Annotated in this window: 11 protein-coding genes and 4 pseudogenes; 3 read left to right on the top strand and 12 right to left on the bottom strand. The window is 34.9% G+C overall.

Going from position 1 to position 16,281, the window contains the following annotated elements; all coding sequences use genetic code 11:
- Positions 1–641, bottom strand: a 641-nt coding sequence (locus ACFIMX_RS03885; RefSeq protein ID WP_375694056.1) for a POTRA domain-containing protein, incomplete at its 3' end; no start/stop codon positions are given.
- A 968-nt stretch (positions 642–1,609) separates the two neighbouring features.
- On the opposite strand from ACFIMX_RS03885, the pseudogene ACFIMX_RS03880 reads away from it, so the two are divergent.
- A pseudogene (locus ACFIMX_RS03880) lies at positions 1,610–2,071 on the top strand (type ISP restriction/modification enzyme); the annotation flags it as partial.
- A gap of 930 nt (positions 2,072–3,001) precedes the next feature.
- Here the strand turns inward: ACFIMX_RS03880 and ACFIMX_RS03875 are convergent.
- From ACFIMX_RS03875 to ACFIMX_RS03860, 4 genes and pseudogenes are all read right to left on the bottom strand, one after another.
- Positions 3,002–3,472 (bottom strand): SMI1/KNR4 family protein, encoded by a 471-nt coding sequence (locus tag ACFIMX_RS03875; RefSeq protein ID WP_375694055.1) that lies wholly within the window; start codon positions 3,470–3,472, stop codon positions 3,002–3,004.
- 270 nt (positions 3,473–3,742) lie between these two features.
- Positions 3,743–4,093 (bottom strand): HNH/ENDO VII family nuclease, encoded by a 351-nt coding sequence (locus ACFIMX_RS03870; RefSeq protein ID WP_375694054.1) that lies wholly within the window; start codon positions 4,091–4,093, stop codon positions 3,743–3,745.
- Positions 4,094–4,181: 88 nt separating this feature from the next.
- Positions 4,182–6,755 (bottom strand): DUF6990 domain-containing protein, encoded by a 2,574-nt coding sequence (locus ACFIMX_RS03865; RefSeq protein ID WP_375694053.1) that lies wholly within the window; start codon positions 6,753–6,755, stop codon positions 4,182–4,184.
- A 12-nt stretch (positions 6,756–6,767) separates the two neighbouring features.
- Positions 6,768–8,434, bottom strand: a pseudogene (locus tag ACFIMX_RS03860) (DUF637 domain-containing protein); the annotation flags it as partial.
- A gap of 217 nt (positions 8,435–8,651) precedes the next feature.
- Between ACFIMX_RS03860 and ACFIMX_RS03855 the strand changes: the two are divergent.
- Both ACFIMX_RS03855 and ACFIMX_RS03850 read left to right on the top strand, forming a co-directional pair.
- Positions 8,652–8,834 (top strand): hypothetical protein, encoded by a 183-nt coding sequence (locus ACFIMX_RS03855; RefSeq protein ID WP_375618710.1) that lies wholly within the window; start codon positions 8,652–8,654, stop codon positions 8,832–8,834.
- Positions 8,835–9,461: 627 nt separating this feature from the next.
- Positions 9,462–9,977 (top strand): annotated as a pseudogene (locus tag ACFIMX_RS03850) (hypothetical protein).
- A gap of 131 nt (positions 9,978–10,108) precedes the next feature.
- Here ACFIMX_RS03850 and ACFIMX_RS03845 read toward each other — a convergent pair.
- From ACFIMX_RS03845 to ACFIMX_RS03815, 7 genes and pseudogenes are all read right to left on the bottom strand, one after another.
- Entirely contained in the window at positions 10,109–10,159 is a 51-nt protein-coding gene (locus tag ACFIMX_RS03845) for a hypothetical protein (RefSeq protein ID WP_375618717.1), read from the bottom strand.
- A 28-nt stretch (positions 10,160–10,187) separates the two neighbouring features.
- Positions 10,188–10,367 (bottom strand): hypothetical protein, encoded by a 180-nt coding sequence (locus ACFIMX_RS03840; RefSeq protein ID WP_375618712.1) that lies wholly within the window; start codon positions 10,365–10,367, stop codon positions 10,188–10,190.
- A gap of 721 nt (positions 10,368–11,088) precedes the next feature.
- Positions 11,089–11,654, bottom strand: a pseudogene (locus ACFIMX_RS03835) (biotin transporter BioY).
- Positions 11,655–11,911: 257 nt separating this feature from the next.
- Positions 11,912–12,469, bottom strand: coding sequence for a biotin transporter BioY (locus ACFIMX_RS03830; RefSeq protein ID WP_375618713.1), 558 nt, complete (start codon positions 12,467–12,469; stop codon positions 11,912–11,914).
- A 15-nt stretch (positions 12,470–12,484) separates the two neighbouring features.
- On the bottom strand, positions 12,485–13,123 hold the full coding sequence (locus tag ACFIMX_RS03825) for an energy-coupling factor transporter transmembrane component T family protein (RefSeq protein ID WP_375694052.1): 639 nt from the start codon (positions 13,121–13,123) through the stop codon (positions 12,485–12,487).
- A complete protein-coding gene (locus ACFIMX_RS03820) occupies positions 13,120–13,800 on the bottom strand; it encodes an energy-coupling factor ABC transporter ATP-binding protein (RefSeq protein ID WP_375618715.1) in 681 nt (226 codons plus the stop codon). The genes ACFIMX_RS03825 and ACFIMX_RS03820 overlap by 4 nt, the downstream gene beginning before the upstream one ends.
- Before the next feature lie 40 nt (positions 13,801–13,840).
- Positions 13,841–15,268: an amino acid permease gene (locus ACFIMX_RS03815; RefSeq protein WP_375618718.1), complete on the bottom strand. Its 1,428-nt coding sequence runs from the start codon at positions 15,266–15,268 to the stop codon at positions 13,841–13,843.
- Positions 15,269–16,281 lie beyond the last annotated feature (1,013 nt).

Below are 16,281 nucleotides of genomic sequence, written 5' to 3'. Positions count from 1 at the left end.
TCAAGCCCCTGTTCAATATCGCGCATGTTCAGAACATGACCTTGAAGCCCAGGAAAAGCACTCCATACAACATTATTATAAAGAGACGTCGGTGAACCATTATAGTAAATCTCTGAGAGCTTGCCCTCAACGACAACAAATTTGAGCGTCTTGCTGTTTTTGATATCTTGATCAGGAATGTAAAAACGCGCCGTTACATAGCCTTGATCCAAATAAACTTTGGTTAACTTCTTGATTAAGAGCTGAATATCAAAAAGACCAATACATCTTCCAACATAAGGCTCTGTTACGGCTGATATAGAGCGCTTTTTGACATGGTGCACTCCCTCAACAACAACAGCATGAATGGGAAAACATTGCTTCCCACCCAAAAGCATTTCTGGATTTTGCTCTGAAGGCGTCTTGATCCTTTTAGGCGTTAAAGACTGTAATTTCTCAATTCTTTCTAATTGCTGCTTTTCTGAATACCTACGAGAAAAATTATCGGTTGGGGAATGAAAAATAGCTGAGGAGCGCGCATAAACATTTACACCTGTAAACAAGCCAAAGAAAACAACAATGGCACGAAAAATTCTCAAAAGAGAACTTTGGCGTAAAAATATCAATAACAATACAAATTGCCCCCGCTTTGCATTATCCAGAAGCACTCTTTAAAAGAACTTCATGGAACCTCTAACAAGTCCACTCAAAACAGCCACTGCCCTATAACGCTTTTAACAAAAGCACATGCCTCTGTGACCCAAAAAGTGACACCCAAAACTGCTTTATTTTAATTGCTGAAGATCTCTCCCCCACATTTATATAGAAAAACCTCTAAACAAAACTGTTTAGCCCGTCAATGGTTAATACATCAATATCACCAGTTTTCAATATCCCCAGTTTAATGCTACAATATATTTATCAATAATTAGAGATAAATTCACTCTCCAGCTCCTCTAAGCCACTCAACACGCATATAAACGAGACATCATGCGATCAAGAACATTCTGTCGTCAAAAACCATCATAGAAAACAATAAAGAAACCTCTTTTAAAACTTTCTACTCAAATAGGCAAAACTCTCTGTACAGCGCATTAAGCAACCGTTCTCCAAAGACAATGATCTGAGTGATCTGAACAGAAGAGTTTTGTCCAGTGCTGTCAGTGTTGTCAGTTCTTTTTAGAGCCTATATTATTTTTTTAAATGAGAGAAAATTAAAAACATTATATTTCAATAGGTTATAGTTTTAACGATACAACCTATATCGACAATACAATCTTAAATACAATCAATAATATATTATTTGTCAGTTTGTGTCAGTAAATTGAACTGACAAAATAGACTATTTTAGTGACTCATAAAACCTATCAAAATACTCATTATGATATCTTAAAAGCACATATCAAATTTGTCTTTTTTCCATAAAACGAACAGCAAATTTCACTAGTTTGCTGATCTTATCCTATGCCATGGGCTGTGGATAAACAGCATTTAAAAAACTTTTTGAAAAAAATTATCCGTTTTTTCGCATTTTTCTGCATTTTTTCTTAATTCGTTCAAAATGGATTTAATAAGCTTCGTTTTGATTCTTTTGAAGATAATTAACCCCCTTATACGAAAACGGAGCTCCGTTGTAACAGGGCGTGAACTCAGTCACTTGCACGTGAATTATGAAACTGTAGAGCCTTATCCAGTGACCTTTAAAAAGGGTAATCCAAAATTAACTGATATCTCTAATCTCGAAAAATTCTATTATGTAACTGAAATGAAATTCGCAAAAATTAAGAATAGTAAGGAAAAGGATAAATCAACTGTTATTTATAACAGCAATATTACCATAACAGATATCCCTCTTGAAGCTTATGAGTATATCGTCAATGGCAAGCCCGCTCTTGAATGGGGTATGGGGTGTCAATGTGTAAAAACAAATAAAAAGAGTGGTATTGTTAATGATGCCAATCATTATGCTGTTGAGATCGTTGGAAATCCTGCTTATCCATTGGAGTTGTTTCAAAGGGTTATTACTGTAAGTTTAGAAACAATGAAAATCGTGAAAAAACTACCAAAATTAGAAATAAGAGAAACTGAATAGACTTGGCATGCTAAACTCACAAGGGGTATAGAGCTTATAACCATAATCTATACCTCTCTTGTTAAGTTGATTACATACAATCTTTAAAAGGAGTGTTTATATGCGTTATTCTAAAAAGAAATCATTTGCACTTTTAAATACTCTCATTTGGATTGCTTTAAAACTTTTAAGAAACCCACTCTTAAATAGAATTAGATTTTTTTACATTGCCTTTAAAAGATTATACCGTAATCTAAAATGAGTGCTTTATCCTTTTCAAAAGCTTTGTTTAAGAGAGTTATATATATATATTCATTTTGCTTATAGGTTTTGAAGGTTTCTCAAACCCTCAAAATACCTTCAAAAATATACCATGAGTTGTATTTATAGGTTTCATCTTAATATAGATTGTATCTCTAAAATGCTAATATATTGAAATATAATAACTTTTATTTTTTTATTGAAAAAAATATATAAAGGGGAGTAAAAGGAACCCTCAAAATACTCAAAATCTTCAAAACTAACAACCATAAGGATCTTGATAGCATTTCTTATGAGTTACAAACTATCTTTTGAAAGGCATTAAAGGAGCATATGCTTTTCATAAAGCACATTTTAATCACTCGCTAAAATAATCTATTTTGTCAATTCAATTTACTGACACATAACTGACAAATATATATTTACAGTTGTATTTATGGGGTGTATCTTAATAAGGATTGTATCATTAAAATACTAACATATTGAAATATATTGATTTTAATTTTCTCTCATTTAAAAAAAATAATATAGGCTCTAAAAAGAACTGACAACACTGACACGGTCTATTAAAAGGGATTTTGCTAATCTTTATAATGATCAATCTCTTTTTAGATGTTTTCATAACAAGAAATAAATCGCAATTATTCTATTTATCAACTAGTTGTATAACATCATCTAAGGTATAAGTTTTCATGAATCTTCCCCTGCATACTCTTTAATTCTTTTGCAGAGAAATTCATAAAAATTACTTGCGTAATATTCGGAATCTTCAGATGTATACTTGAGATAGAGTGGGCATTCACCATCCCGAAACTGCATATAATCAAAATAAAAGGTTTCACCAAAATCAGTTGTGCAGATAACAAGTTGTTTGGGGGACGTAAAGCCATCTCTTCTATCGAGCAAATTTCGGTAAACAATATCACCAGCAGGAATACCTGCACAGATTTCATAAATACTGAATATTTCTTCACCTCCAATTTCTCCTCCTCCATAATTTTTTAAAAAATTCTTATAGGAAGAGGTAAATTGTAAACCAAGAGTGTTCTCAGCTGTTTTAATCCGTACATCATCAGGGGCATTATCTTGAGTACCAAAATTAATAACATGACTATGCATATCAACATATTGTGCAACATCTGATAAAGTATAACTTTTCATAAATTTTTCTCCATAAGTCACAGCGTGTTTTTACTCATAATGAGTGTTCCTAATGATCAATCTTTTTCTACTATAGCCAATGGAATTGAGATGAGATTGATAAAATCATAAGAGATATGTTCTTGACGGAGCTCTTTTCTCATCTGTCTCTGTACAATCATCTCGCATTTACAATATATGATGGAATTAAAGGAGGTGATCATTAAAGTTTAGAGAGCGCCTTTTAGGGATATTATTTCAATATTTGCAATAATTACTCTTTCTTTTTTCCTACTTAGGAATTTTTTTTGAAATCCAACAAATAACTTTTCTGATAAAATTTGTCTTTGGATTCATAGGAGCAACCAAACTCCTGCCTTGATAAAATGAGTAGAGAACCTCAACGAGAGGACTATCTTGTTCTTGTGTCACAGGATGTAACATAATAGGTCTAAAATCGACTCCAATAGGTGCTCTTCCTGATACCATTCTTTCCACATTTGTACCCGTTACTATCTGTCCTTCTTTTTTCCAAGAAGAAACTGTTTCGGGCTCAAACAGTTCATCTTCCTGATAAACTTTTTGACTTTTAAATTCCACCGGCTCAGCTGCCCCCATACTTTTTTTCTTTATCCATTTCATGATTCATAATCCCCTCAATTTTTTCAAAATAATCAATTTATTCTTTGTTCTAAATAGACTTAAATAAACTCTCCTTCCAAGAGCGAGGTTATTCCTCGCTAGAAAGCTCTGAGTGATCATCAAAATCTTTTGCTACCCGTTCAATCAAAGCGTAGCTCACTTGCTTCACCTTTGCTACTTCTTTGGCTAAAGCTAATGTACGTTCAAGGTGGGTTTTGTTGATGCTTTCGTCAAAGCCTAGGTGATCACCTGCCGTAAAGCTTTGCTGATAAGATTGTAAGGTCTCAATATTGCCCAATAAGGCAAGAGCGCCAAGATGAAGCAAAGCATAATCCGTATCATCTGCTTTAGACGTTGCATCCCGTTGCCAAGGAGAAGTGCCATAATCAAAGCGTAGCCTTTTAGAAAGGTCAATGTCTGTTACCGCCCATTCTAGCGCATCATCAAGCGCCTGTGTTAAACGATCCGTAGTGACCTCTGGTTCAAAGATTTCCAATCCCTTGGCTTCAAAATTAAGCTGTATATCTGGAATATCTTCCGTGTAGGTAGGATCAATGAATTTACAAGCAGCGGAAAGAATGCCCGTGCTAATCAAAAAGGCGCTATCAAATTGCGGACAATCTTTGGCAATTTCGTCGTTATAAAGAATGTCTACTTCACGATCAGCCAATTGATAGCTTGCCATATGATCATTCTCATTGATTTTCTCGGTTGACCAACCTAAACTTTTCAAAAGTGCATGAGCACTTTCCATGGTGAGACGATCATCATTGTCATCCACTTCATCCACTTCCTCTGCCACTTCAACAGAAGTTGTTTTAGAAGCAACAGATGCTATTTGCGGATCCAAGCTCAAAATCGGTGCATTTTTCGGAAAACCTGCTCGATAACCCCGTGCAAGAGTGAGGAGATTATCAATTCTATATTTTGAGATTTCTTCCACAAAACCTAAAGGATTTCCCTTTCTAAAATTCTCCTTATAAGATTTGAGCTTTTCAACATCCCCAATCAAAACAAGCGCAATAAGGTGACGCGCTACAAGATCAAGTTCACTGTCTGGGGGAAAAGCCGCATAATCATAAATGATCTGATTGACATTTTGCTGCTCAGCCCACTCAAGTATATCTGTACAAATCTGCTTTAGCTTGCCTTCATCCAATTCAGTAGTAGAAACTGTATAAACTTCTTCTGCTTCTTTGAGGGCTATATATTGAGGCATATTATAGAAAATCTCTCTATGAGCAGTAGAGAAGGCAAGTGTTGAAAGGGAAGCCTTAAATGCAACAATCGGCTCTTCTTCATCACTTTGAAGGTTATACATTATATTGATGATACGGTCTTTACTTATAAAATAAGCATTGCGATTGTAGTTTGTATCACGATAAACTGTCCAACCCATTTCTTTTAATTGCTCTGCAGCTTTATTGAAAGTAATCAAAACTTGTGGACTAAGATGTGCTTCTGCTGCCTCTCGCTCATTAAGGATTTTCAGATGTTCTTCAGCAAATTCAACGGCATGGTTAACATATTTTTCTACGTCATTATCATCCAAATGTTCAGAAATCGTACCAGCTTCCAGAAAATTTTGATAAGATTTCAGGATATCAATTCGACCTGTTAACGCTAAACAAGCCAAATGCCAGACTATACGTATATTGTAGCTATACTTTTGAACACGTGTTTTGCTTTCTATTGACGCTTGTAAATCTTGGGCACGTGCCCACTGTATCACCCGCTCAGAGATTTTTGTCAACTCTTGCTCATTCAATTCCTCTACACAAATATCAATTCCTTTATCAACCCCACGAAAATTCTCTCCTCCAATCGTATTAAAAGATCGATAAATATCCGTAGGTCGTACAAGATTACGTTGTCTACAAAAATGAATATACAAGCAAGCCAAAGAAATCTCTTCATTAGATATTTCAGCTTCGAGATGAATATTGTACTGATCATAGAGATGTACAAAGCCAAAATCTAACTTAATAAAACGATCCGGCAAAACCAACCACATTTTCCCAAGCTCTGTGGCAAACCACCCTTGAATTTTAAAAATGCGAGTTGCTGCTGTAAGACTCATCGACCACTGTTTAGTTTTTTTACGCGCTAAAATGTCATCTAACTCCCCGTTTTTATAAGCTTGCGCAAAAAGAATGAGGCGCTCAATCCACCCTATTGTTTTGTAATCTGAAAATTCTGGTACATGTAATTGGGGTGTAAACTTAGAACTTTTTAAAGCCTCAATATCACCAAGTAATGCTTCTGCAACAGCAGAATGATTGGCTGCTTTTTCACGTAATTTTTGTTCAATATCTTGTGCTTTCGCCCAAGCAATAACCCTATTTAAAGATTCCTTAACATGGCTTTCTGAGAGATCTGAAGCTGTAACATCGAAATCCTCTTTCGCAGAAAACAGCGTATCTTCATACTTATCCTGTGATACTTCACCACTAGCATATTCCCAAGCAAGGCAATAAGCAGCAGTGGTAAGATCAGCCGATAGCCGAAACTTTTCCCCATCCTCTCCATAATCTACAACATCATAACTAATGCCTACAATGCGATCGGGAAGATGATAATGCGCAAACATACTACCATCTTCAGCACGATAAGGTTCCCAGCCAAGCGTTTTTAAAATCTCTGTCACGTCTTTAGTTCGCATCGCTATTCACTTTCATTCAAAAAGTCCTGGATAATGAAAAACGTTAACGTCAGTTTTGTCTAACTTATTATTCAATTGTTCTTTAATCCATTTTCTATTCTCATTTTCCAATTCTTTCTTACTTCCTTTAAAATCTTTGAAATCTTTTTGATATTTTTCTAAGAACTCTTTGTTTTCTTTAAGAAATTCCGTAAATTTGCCTTTTGTGGGCTCTGCATTTCCTTCTTTATATGCCTCTTTTAAAATCTTTTGTTGTTCACTTAATTTAGAATTCTTCCCCGTTTTTACCTCGCCAATTTTTATTTTACCATTCTCTATATAAACAATATCCGCACGAGATCTTACTACCCCCTTATCCGTCTTAGTTTTGAATACTATTTCTGTTTTGCATGTTCTACATCCTTCATCCTTTAATTCTTGTTTTTTCTCATCGCGTTTTTTATCATGATATTTCCTACCTTTATTAAGCTTTTTACCCTTTCCATCATTATCATCGTCATTATTGTTTTGTGGGTCTTTGCCACTCGCCTGAGAATTTTTATTTTTTTCTTCTTTTGAGTTTTGATTTGTTTTTTCGCTATCTTCTGCAGAGTTTTTCGATGCAAACCAATAGGTAAGGAAATCAGCTATAGCGGTCCTATTGTTAGGAGATTGAACAATAGTTGCTCCACCAGCCATAAAAAGAGACAGAGCTGCCAACTCTTGTGGCGTAAGCGACACAATGAACGCTACAGCAGCTGCTACCGCAGGAAGAAAATTATTTTCGGCAGCATTACCTGCGGCATCAGCGCCAGTATTGACATCACCACCAGCAAGGGCAGCAGCAAAGCCCCCCGCTATGCGCGCGATATCAATGGCATGATCATTAAAATCAGAAAACTGTGCTTCAATCTTTGCATTGATACGCGCTTGTTCTTCTGCCGTTGGAACACGACCATCCAATGCTGCTATTTCTTTTTGTATAAAATTTTTGGTCGACAGTTTAAACTGGAGCATAGCAGTGGCTTCGCCCACAGCACCCCCACAGCACCGGCAGAGCAAGCACCGCTCGCAACCGCGCCTTTTAAACAGCCAAGTCCTGCATGGGCAACAATTTGTGTGACCGTATCTATTTTGCCTTCTGCCTTGGCAGTACCGATTTCTTCCGCCAACGATTTGCCAACCGTATCAGACAGGGCGATGCGCAGATTGTTAAAAAAGTTCTTGTCAAAAGAGCCACCCTCAAGAGCCGTTTGCACGCCTGTACCAATGGCGGCTTTGATCAGGTTCTTTTCCGCTTCACTGGCGATACGATCGACAAAAGGAGCGGTTTTTGGCAAAGATTGTCCAACACCTGCCATTTCCGTTATTTGGCTGGTTAAGCCCGCTGTTAACATCGATGAGACAATGCTGAGAACATTCTTTGAAGAGCCAAGCTCATGCAAGGCGCCGGCAATATTGCCGCGATTATTGACAAGAGCCACAGCGCTTTTGTTAATCAGCGCTTGGACACCTGCCTGTATCGCCGCATTCATGGCGGTGCTCGAGCCAAGCCCCAAAGCACTGGTAATGGCACTGGCAGCGCCCGAGGCTGCTCCACCCGTAACCGCCGTGACAGCCAATGCCACGAGAGCCGCACCGGCTTCTGTCAGCCCTTGGGCTTTATAATCCCAGTCTTTAAATTCAGCCTTAACTGCTTGTCAATCAACTTTCCTTACAAATCTTAATCAACCCAAAGAAATAACCTGAAATAGCAGTGTGTCGTATGGAAAATTAAAAACAAAAACCCAATGAAGAAAATGCACTTGAGACTTGCCTATGGCTTCACAGGTTTATTACTGTAAAAGCTTCAAATGATGATATCTCTAATACTTTTTTCGCTTGTTCTCTTGTGGTAGCTTCCACAAGCGAAAAGATATGGACGATGACACCTCTTCTCAAGCTTATCAAACTGAACTCAAAGGTATTTCCCTATTGATTTTGAAAGAGTCCTTAAAACGCATTTTGCAGAGTAACGTAGAAAGCATGTCTAAAAAAATCATTCCAAAAGCAACAGATTTTTCTAAGTATTGTGAAGAGATTGAAAAAGATCTTCTTTAACGAACCAAAACTCTTCATGAACTAATAATAGGAGAGTTTAAAATAGATTTCTAAAAAATAGCAAAATAGTGAAAAGTGCTGATTATTTTTGGATTGGATATGCATTTAAAGAGTGATTAAAAATTTTTTTAATGTACATATATTTCTAGAAGCCAAAATGGCTCTATAGTATCAAATTTATAAAGTAAATAAATCCATTAATACAAATTAAGGATTTTAGGATACACGAATTTCAAAATATTTGTTTTTTAAAACATGAATAGCCAACATCAGCACAAAAAATGTTGCGGCAGTTATGAGTCACTTTCATGTATTTTTGAAATAACAGAGCTTTTCTTTAATCTTTATGAAAGGGTTGCCAGTGCGATGGGCTTTTTTGAAAGGTGGATTTGGGTATCAAAATGCAAGCAAGAGTTTGTAATTATGGAGCTTTGTGTTTAAAGCTATCATCAACTATAGATAAATCATAGACGAGGTTAACTAAAATATTAAAAGCAACTGGATGCAATAGAAGACATTGCTATTAAAATAAAAGCGAATGCTGAAAAAACTAAAAGATAGATTGTATTTTTATATCAGAAAATAATTTAAGAAATTGAGATCACAATTTTTCCACAGGAAATAAATATGTTTACAGATAAGAAGAGAAAAGCCTTGTTTGGCGTTATAATTTTTATATTTGTATGTTTTTTAGGAATAAGAAAAAACCTTGACTTTATTCAGGGTATTTTGACATTCGCGTCTATTTCTTTGGTGATCGTAACAACTGTTTTTGCAATTTTATGCAATTCTAATATTCCTTCTGAATTGCAGAGCAACGCAAAATATAAAGATGATGATACAACGGGTTGGGTGAAACTAACACGTGATTTATAACAATATTTGCACAGACTCTTAAAACTAATAAGTTTAGCGCTTGTCGTTTTAATTTTCCCAAATAGTTATAAAGAAACGGTTTCTTTACCTGTCATTTCTAGGTATGTGGAGTACAAGCTTTCTTTTCCATTGGGATACTGTATTTGGTACTCAGATATTGCTCTTTGGTATTCCTTTTTAGTTTGTGTATTGTTTCTTATGTTACGTACACGCAGTTTAATAAATATATCTATTTACACACTACAGTGCTCAGTTAAAAAGCCATAGTAAAACTTCCGATTTTATAAAACTGTTTAGATTAAATGGCGTTGTCTCTTCTCAACGTTCATAGATGAAATCAACAAGGAGATAAAAAAACTATCGAAAGCAGTTTGATACTCTTTGTCGCAGGAAAGAGGTCAACGCATTGAACGAAGCATGGCATCACGTAAAATGGCGTTAATCCGCATTTGATATCCTTTCCCTTGACTTTTAAAGTCACGCTAGCACGTCTGAATCCACACGCACTGTTGTAACAGTTTTGGGTGATTTATAGAATGGATTGAAAACGGCGTTTTTCCAGAACACATCATTGAGTGACGGAATATCTCTATGATCAATTGCACTATCCGACATTACAGCCAATTTATCAATTTCAACTCTCTGTTCATCTGTCAAAGGTGATAAGTTACCTACCTCAATTTCATAACGAACTTTCTTCTTTATAACGTTTCCTTTCTTTCAAATTGGCTCGCCGTGCTGAAATAATACGGATTACCTCTATGCCATCTTTATCGTCATGGACAATATGCGCTACGAATAGTAATAAAAAACCTCCACAAGCACTAAAGCTTGCTAACCATACTCTCCATTTTCAATACGGTCTTGTTTAGCCATGGAGAATAGATCAGAAAAAACATATGCAGCTATTTCAAAACTTTACACGGTACTTTCTAAGATTACTTTTTGTTTTAGCTTCATCCCATTCAACTCTTATTTTTATACCTTATATTAATACATTTATAAGGGTATTATATACATCAAGAGTTTTAGATGAACACTTAATTATCCATGTTTTTGTACAATTAATATAATTTAATACTTTAAAAATTAGTGATTAATTAACTAAAAATATTAAAAAAATAATAAATTATTCTAAGGCTTTATGTATATAATATGCAAATCGAATAAAACTTACAAGCCTGTTAAATAAAATAATATTAATTGGCTATTTAGGAGCTTCTCCTGAAAGCAAAAATGAATTTTGGTGCCGAAACATTCAATTTTCGTATGGCTACCTCTGAGAGCTATGCAGAAAAATACCAATAAAAAAGTAGACAAAACAAAATGGTATTCCGTGATGCTTTTTAATCTACATACATCTGGAAAAACTTGTTCTTCAGTACAGAACTGCCCCTTTTTCCGAATGAATGAGAGGAACGGTTTTTTAATGGTCAACGCTACAAAGGATGCAATCAGCACTTTCAAGAAACCACTAACCAAAAAACCTAATGAACTTATTAAAACTGTCAGCAAAGAGACCTGTGTCATATAAGCTACCATGGTATTCCAAAAGAATAGACTATCCCAATGCCACCCACAGTATTTATCACAAATAATATTATAAAATTTAACCGCTGCCAAAATAATTCTACCATAAAGCCAATAAAAAATGCAGCAAATGGAAAACTAATCAGATAACCACTCGTAACTCCTGAAAAAAACACTAATTCCAGCACGACCACTAGGCAATAGAGGTAACCCAATCGCAATAAGAGCAAGGAAAAGAAGTGATGCTAAAGCTCCCCTTTTCGCTCCAAGTATAGAGCCTGCTAACATCGGAGTCATAGACTGAGCTGTAATAGGGACACCCAGCAAAAAAGGAAGATAAATAGGAGGGAAAAGACTTAAAACAGCGTAAATAGCAGCAAATAAAGCAATATAAACTAAATCTTTTGTATTCACTGAATTATTCCTTCACTAGGGAAAAGCTTTCATTATTGTTGTACAATTAATAAAAAGTATCAGATTTATAAAAGTACACTTTAAATGCCTTAGATATAGAGAAAAATACTATAATAATTTATTTTAATAATATCACTTATATGAATCATATTAGATTCTATAGTGTTTAAATACATCATAAATTACTATAGTTAAATTCAATAATAGTGATATACGAATACTATATAACAACAGCATAACAAAATAATGCATTTATTTTAGTTATTATGCTTTGAATGAATGAGAGGAACAGATCTTTTAATCGCGAGTGCAATAAAGGATGCAATCAACGCTTTTAAACAATCGCCTATCAAAAAAACTGATGAAGCCATTAAAACATTCAGTAAAGAAACTTTGGTCATATAAGCTGTCCATGGAACACCAAAAGAATAAACTATCCCAATGCCACCGACAGTATTTATCACAAATAATATTATAAAATTTAACCGCTGCCAAAACAATTCTACCATTAAACCAATAAAAAATGCGGCAAATGGAAAACCTATTAAATAACCACTTGCAATCCCTGAAAAGACACTGATTCCACCGCGACCACCAGGCAACAGAGGTAATCCAATCGCAACAAGAACAAGAAAAAGGAGTGACGCTAAAGCACCCCTTTTTGCCCCAAGAATAGACCCTGCTAGCATCGGTCCCATCGATTGAGCTGTAATAGGTACCCCTAGAAGAAAAGGAAGATAAATAGAAGGGAAAAGGCCCAAAATAGCATAAACAGCGGCAAATAAGGCAATATAAACTAAATCTTTTGTATTCATTTGATTCTTCTTTCACTATAAAAAACTTTGATTATTATGAGATGCTGTATCAATGGTATCAGCATCATAAGAACGCGCTTCCAATGCTTCAGCCACTTCTGAAGCCATTCTTATGGTTCGTATAATTAAAGGTATCGCAAGAGCGACAATGTTAGTGTTAAGTCCCCGTGCTTGCTGTGCTTCATGTACCTCATTAAACTTTTCACTCAAAAGAGGAATAAACCTGATCGCCATAGAGATAACCATACTCACTTTTGATGGATTTATACCAAAAGAACGAAAGGGCTGGAGTCCTGCTTCAACTGCATCCACCATATCTGAAACTTTTGTTGTGAATGAAATAAGTGACGATAAAGAAAAGAGGATAACAAGACGTAATATGACCTCAACCCCCGTAAGCCAACCGCTAAAAATAGTTTGAAATACAAATAGAAGAACTAAAAGCAATCCCATCGATTTAAATTGCTTTATCGCAATTTTGAAAGGGACCTTGGCGACTCTATAGAATAAGATGACCAACAACAAAAATAACCCAAGAAGCGCTATAGAAGAAACCATTATTATAAAAGTTCCACACGCCGTAAGAAATAATAACTTAACTCCAGGACTTAACCTATGAATAAACGTACCCCTTGGAATATATAAACCGATCATGACATTCTTCTTATATACTCCTTGATAGCAACAAAAGGTACATCATCAATTGCTATCTCCCCCTTATCAAAAACCAGCACTCTATCAAACTTTTTCAAAAACTCCAAATCATGCGATACAACTATTGCCGTTTGTGGTAATTCTTCTATCACTTGCGTAACGCGATGCTTATTTCGCAAATCAAGTAATGTTGTCGGCTCATCAAAAATAATGTAGTCTGGTTTCATTGCAACTACACCGGAAATAGCAACGAGTTGTTTTTGCCCACCACTTAATAAATGGACAGCGTGATTTCTGAAATCTTGAAGTTCATAGCGTTGTAAAATTTCATCTACACGCTCCTTAATTTCATCTTTATTAAGCTTTAAATTTTTGAGACCAAAGGATAAATCCTCTTCAACTAATGGTAAAACAATCTGATTATCGGGATTCTGAAATACAAATCCAACTTTACGCTTTACTGCTTTTGCATCGCGCTTGGTATCAAGCCCATCAACGCTTACAAAACCGTGAGATGGTAATTGGAGTCCATTAATAAGACGAACAAATGTACTTTTTCCAGAACCATTCGCACCTATAACAGCAATTCGTTTTTCGGTAAGCTGTACAGTAATATTTCTTAAAACACACAAATCACCAAAAACTTGTGTTACCTCATCAAATTTTATAGTCCCCAAGATTTATTCCAATCAATCCCTTTTATTAGCTCTTCTTTCTCTATCGTTTCAGTTTATAACCTAAAAGTAATAATAAGCACCATAGAGGAATAATAATGACTGCCAAACTCATATCAGGCATCTGTACAGGAATATATGTTTCAAGAAAAGGCACGCTTATTCCTATCATATCAAAAAGTCGAGTCATCAATCCATTTTGCCCAAAACCACTGATAAACATAATGCAAAATAATAAAGCAAGAAAGCAGAGACAAAGATAGTTAGCGTAAGGATATAAACCAAACGCATAAGTAAAGTTGCCTTTTCTGTTCTTATGGGCATTGCGAAATTTCAAATGAACAATAACAATAATAGCCCAAGTAATCACTGCTGCTGCAGTTGCAAGAGCCATGATCCGCATGAAACTATTATCAGGAACAAGAGCATTAACAACGACAATCAACACCGTACAGAATGATGAAAAAAGGATAGCAATATAAGGAACACGAACAGCACTCAGTTTACTAAAAATATGTGGTGCATTTTTTTGTACAGCTAAACTATAAAGCATACGTCCATTAGAATAAATGCCACTATTGTAAACAGAAATAGCAGCCATAATCACCACAAAATTCAAAATATGACCAGCAGCAGGAATTCCTATAGTCTCGAAAATTGTGACAAAAGGACTACCATTTTTTCCAATCATATTCCAAGGGCTGATTATCATAATAATGCTGATAGAACCAATATAAAAAATTATAATCCTCCACATAACTTGACGAATAGCCGCTGGAATTGTTTTTTGTGGATTAGATGCCTCTCCAGCAGCAATACCAATAAGCTCTGTTCCTCCAAAAGAAAACATTACTACAGAAGTTGCTAAAACAACCCCTGCTGCTCCATAAGGAAAAAAACCGCCATGGTCCCAAAGATAATTAATATTCGCATGATTTTCCCCTGATCCAGTAACAATGAGAAAAATTCCAAAAATAATCATACCAATAACAGCGGCCACTTTAATCAAAGCACAAGAAAATTCAAATTCTCCATAAAAACGAACATTAAACAAGTTAATGAATGTAACAAATAAAAGAACAATGAAAGATGCCTTCCAATGATCAATCAAAACCCAATGATCAAGGTAAAACCCTATCACTGTAAGTTCAGCCATGCTCACAAGAATATAAAGAAACCAATAATTCCAACCTGTTATGAAACCAGCTAATCTCCCCCAATATTTATAAGCAAAAAAACTAAATGCTCCTGAAGATGGTTCTTCTACTGACATTTCACCAAGCATTCGCATAATGAAATACATAATAAGCCCACCGATAAGATAAGACAAAATGACTGAGGGACCAGCTAATTGAATTGCCTCGGTTGACCCATAAAAAAGCCCTGTCCCAATAACGCCACCCAAAGCAATCATTTGAATATGGCGATTTTGAAGGCTACGCTTCAATTCATCGTGCTTTTTTTCAAGCATCATGCCTCATTACTTTTGTTGAACCTAACCTCAACTTTTATCGAAAAATTAGGCACCTTTTTCAAAAAATACAAAACAAACCTAAACTTATTTTCTTATCATAATGCAACTCCTTATTTTTTTCTGCATTATACGTATGTCCCGTTGAAGTTTTAAGAAAAAATATGCTCCACCCTTTATTTAAATTAATGTCCTTCATTTTTGTTACACTAACCATTATAGTATTGGTCATTGATAACGCACACTCTGTAATCACATCACATTGGACAACAACCCCTTTTAATAAAATTTTAATAAACCTTCTACAAACAGATGTCTATCACCTTAATCAATCTCTATGCAAGGTAATACCTGATTTTCTGTCCTCAATTTGCATTACTCTCACTTATTTACCCGCATGGTCTATCTTTGGTGCTTTAGCAATAGTATTTTGTATCTTAACTTACGAAAAACAAAAGCCTTTTCACAAAATATCATATACATATAACGAAGAGTACATTTGATCTTGAAAAAAACTTCTAGAGCTCTCTGTACTATACACAACAGGTATCGCTTAGAGCACCTCACCCTATTAAAACAACTGAAAATCACTTGATCATCAGAATGGATTAAAACACTTTATTATAAATATATGCGCTCAGTTATAAATTATACGGGCTCACTTATGATTTCTATAGATAATGATAACATTACTTCATTTGTTTCAATTTAATAAAAACTATTGAATAAATCTAACTCCCATCTATAGAAAACTCTGTACAGAAAAAACTTAACATATTGAAATTTATATATTTTTATGGATGTTTCTTTATACTCTACAAAAACTTTTCTTAATTTTAGTACTAGAAATCACATATAAAAAAACGTCTTCTAATATCAGCACTCCTTATAAAATTGGAACTTCTTGAAATTAATGAAGAAGCTTATAAAAATTATTCTACAAGTCTAACAAAATGCGTTAAACAAAAACCAATCTGTAAATAATTGCAATTGTAATAAAGAATATTTCGCAT

This window comes from Bartonella sp. AD24XZML, from assembly GCF_042196485.1.
Classification (GTDB): Bacteria; Pseudomonadota; Alphaproteobacteria; order Rhizobiales; family Rhizobiaceae; genus Bartonella.
Note: the sequence above shows the minus strand (reverse complement) of the source record. Positions and strands in the feature narration are given on the sequence as shown.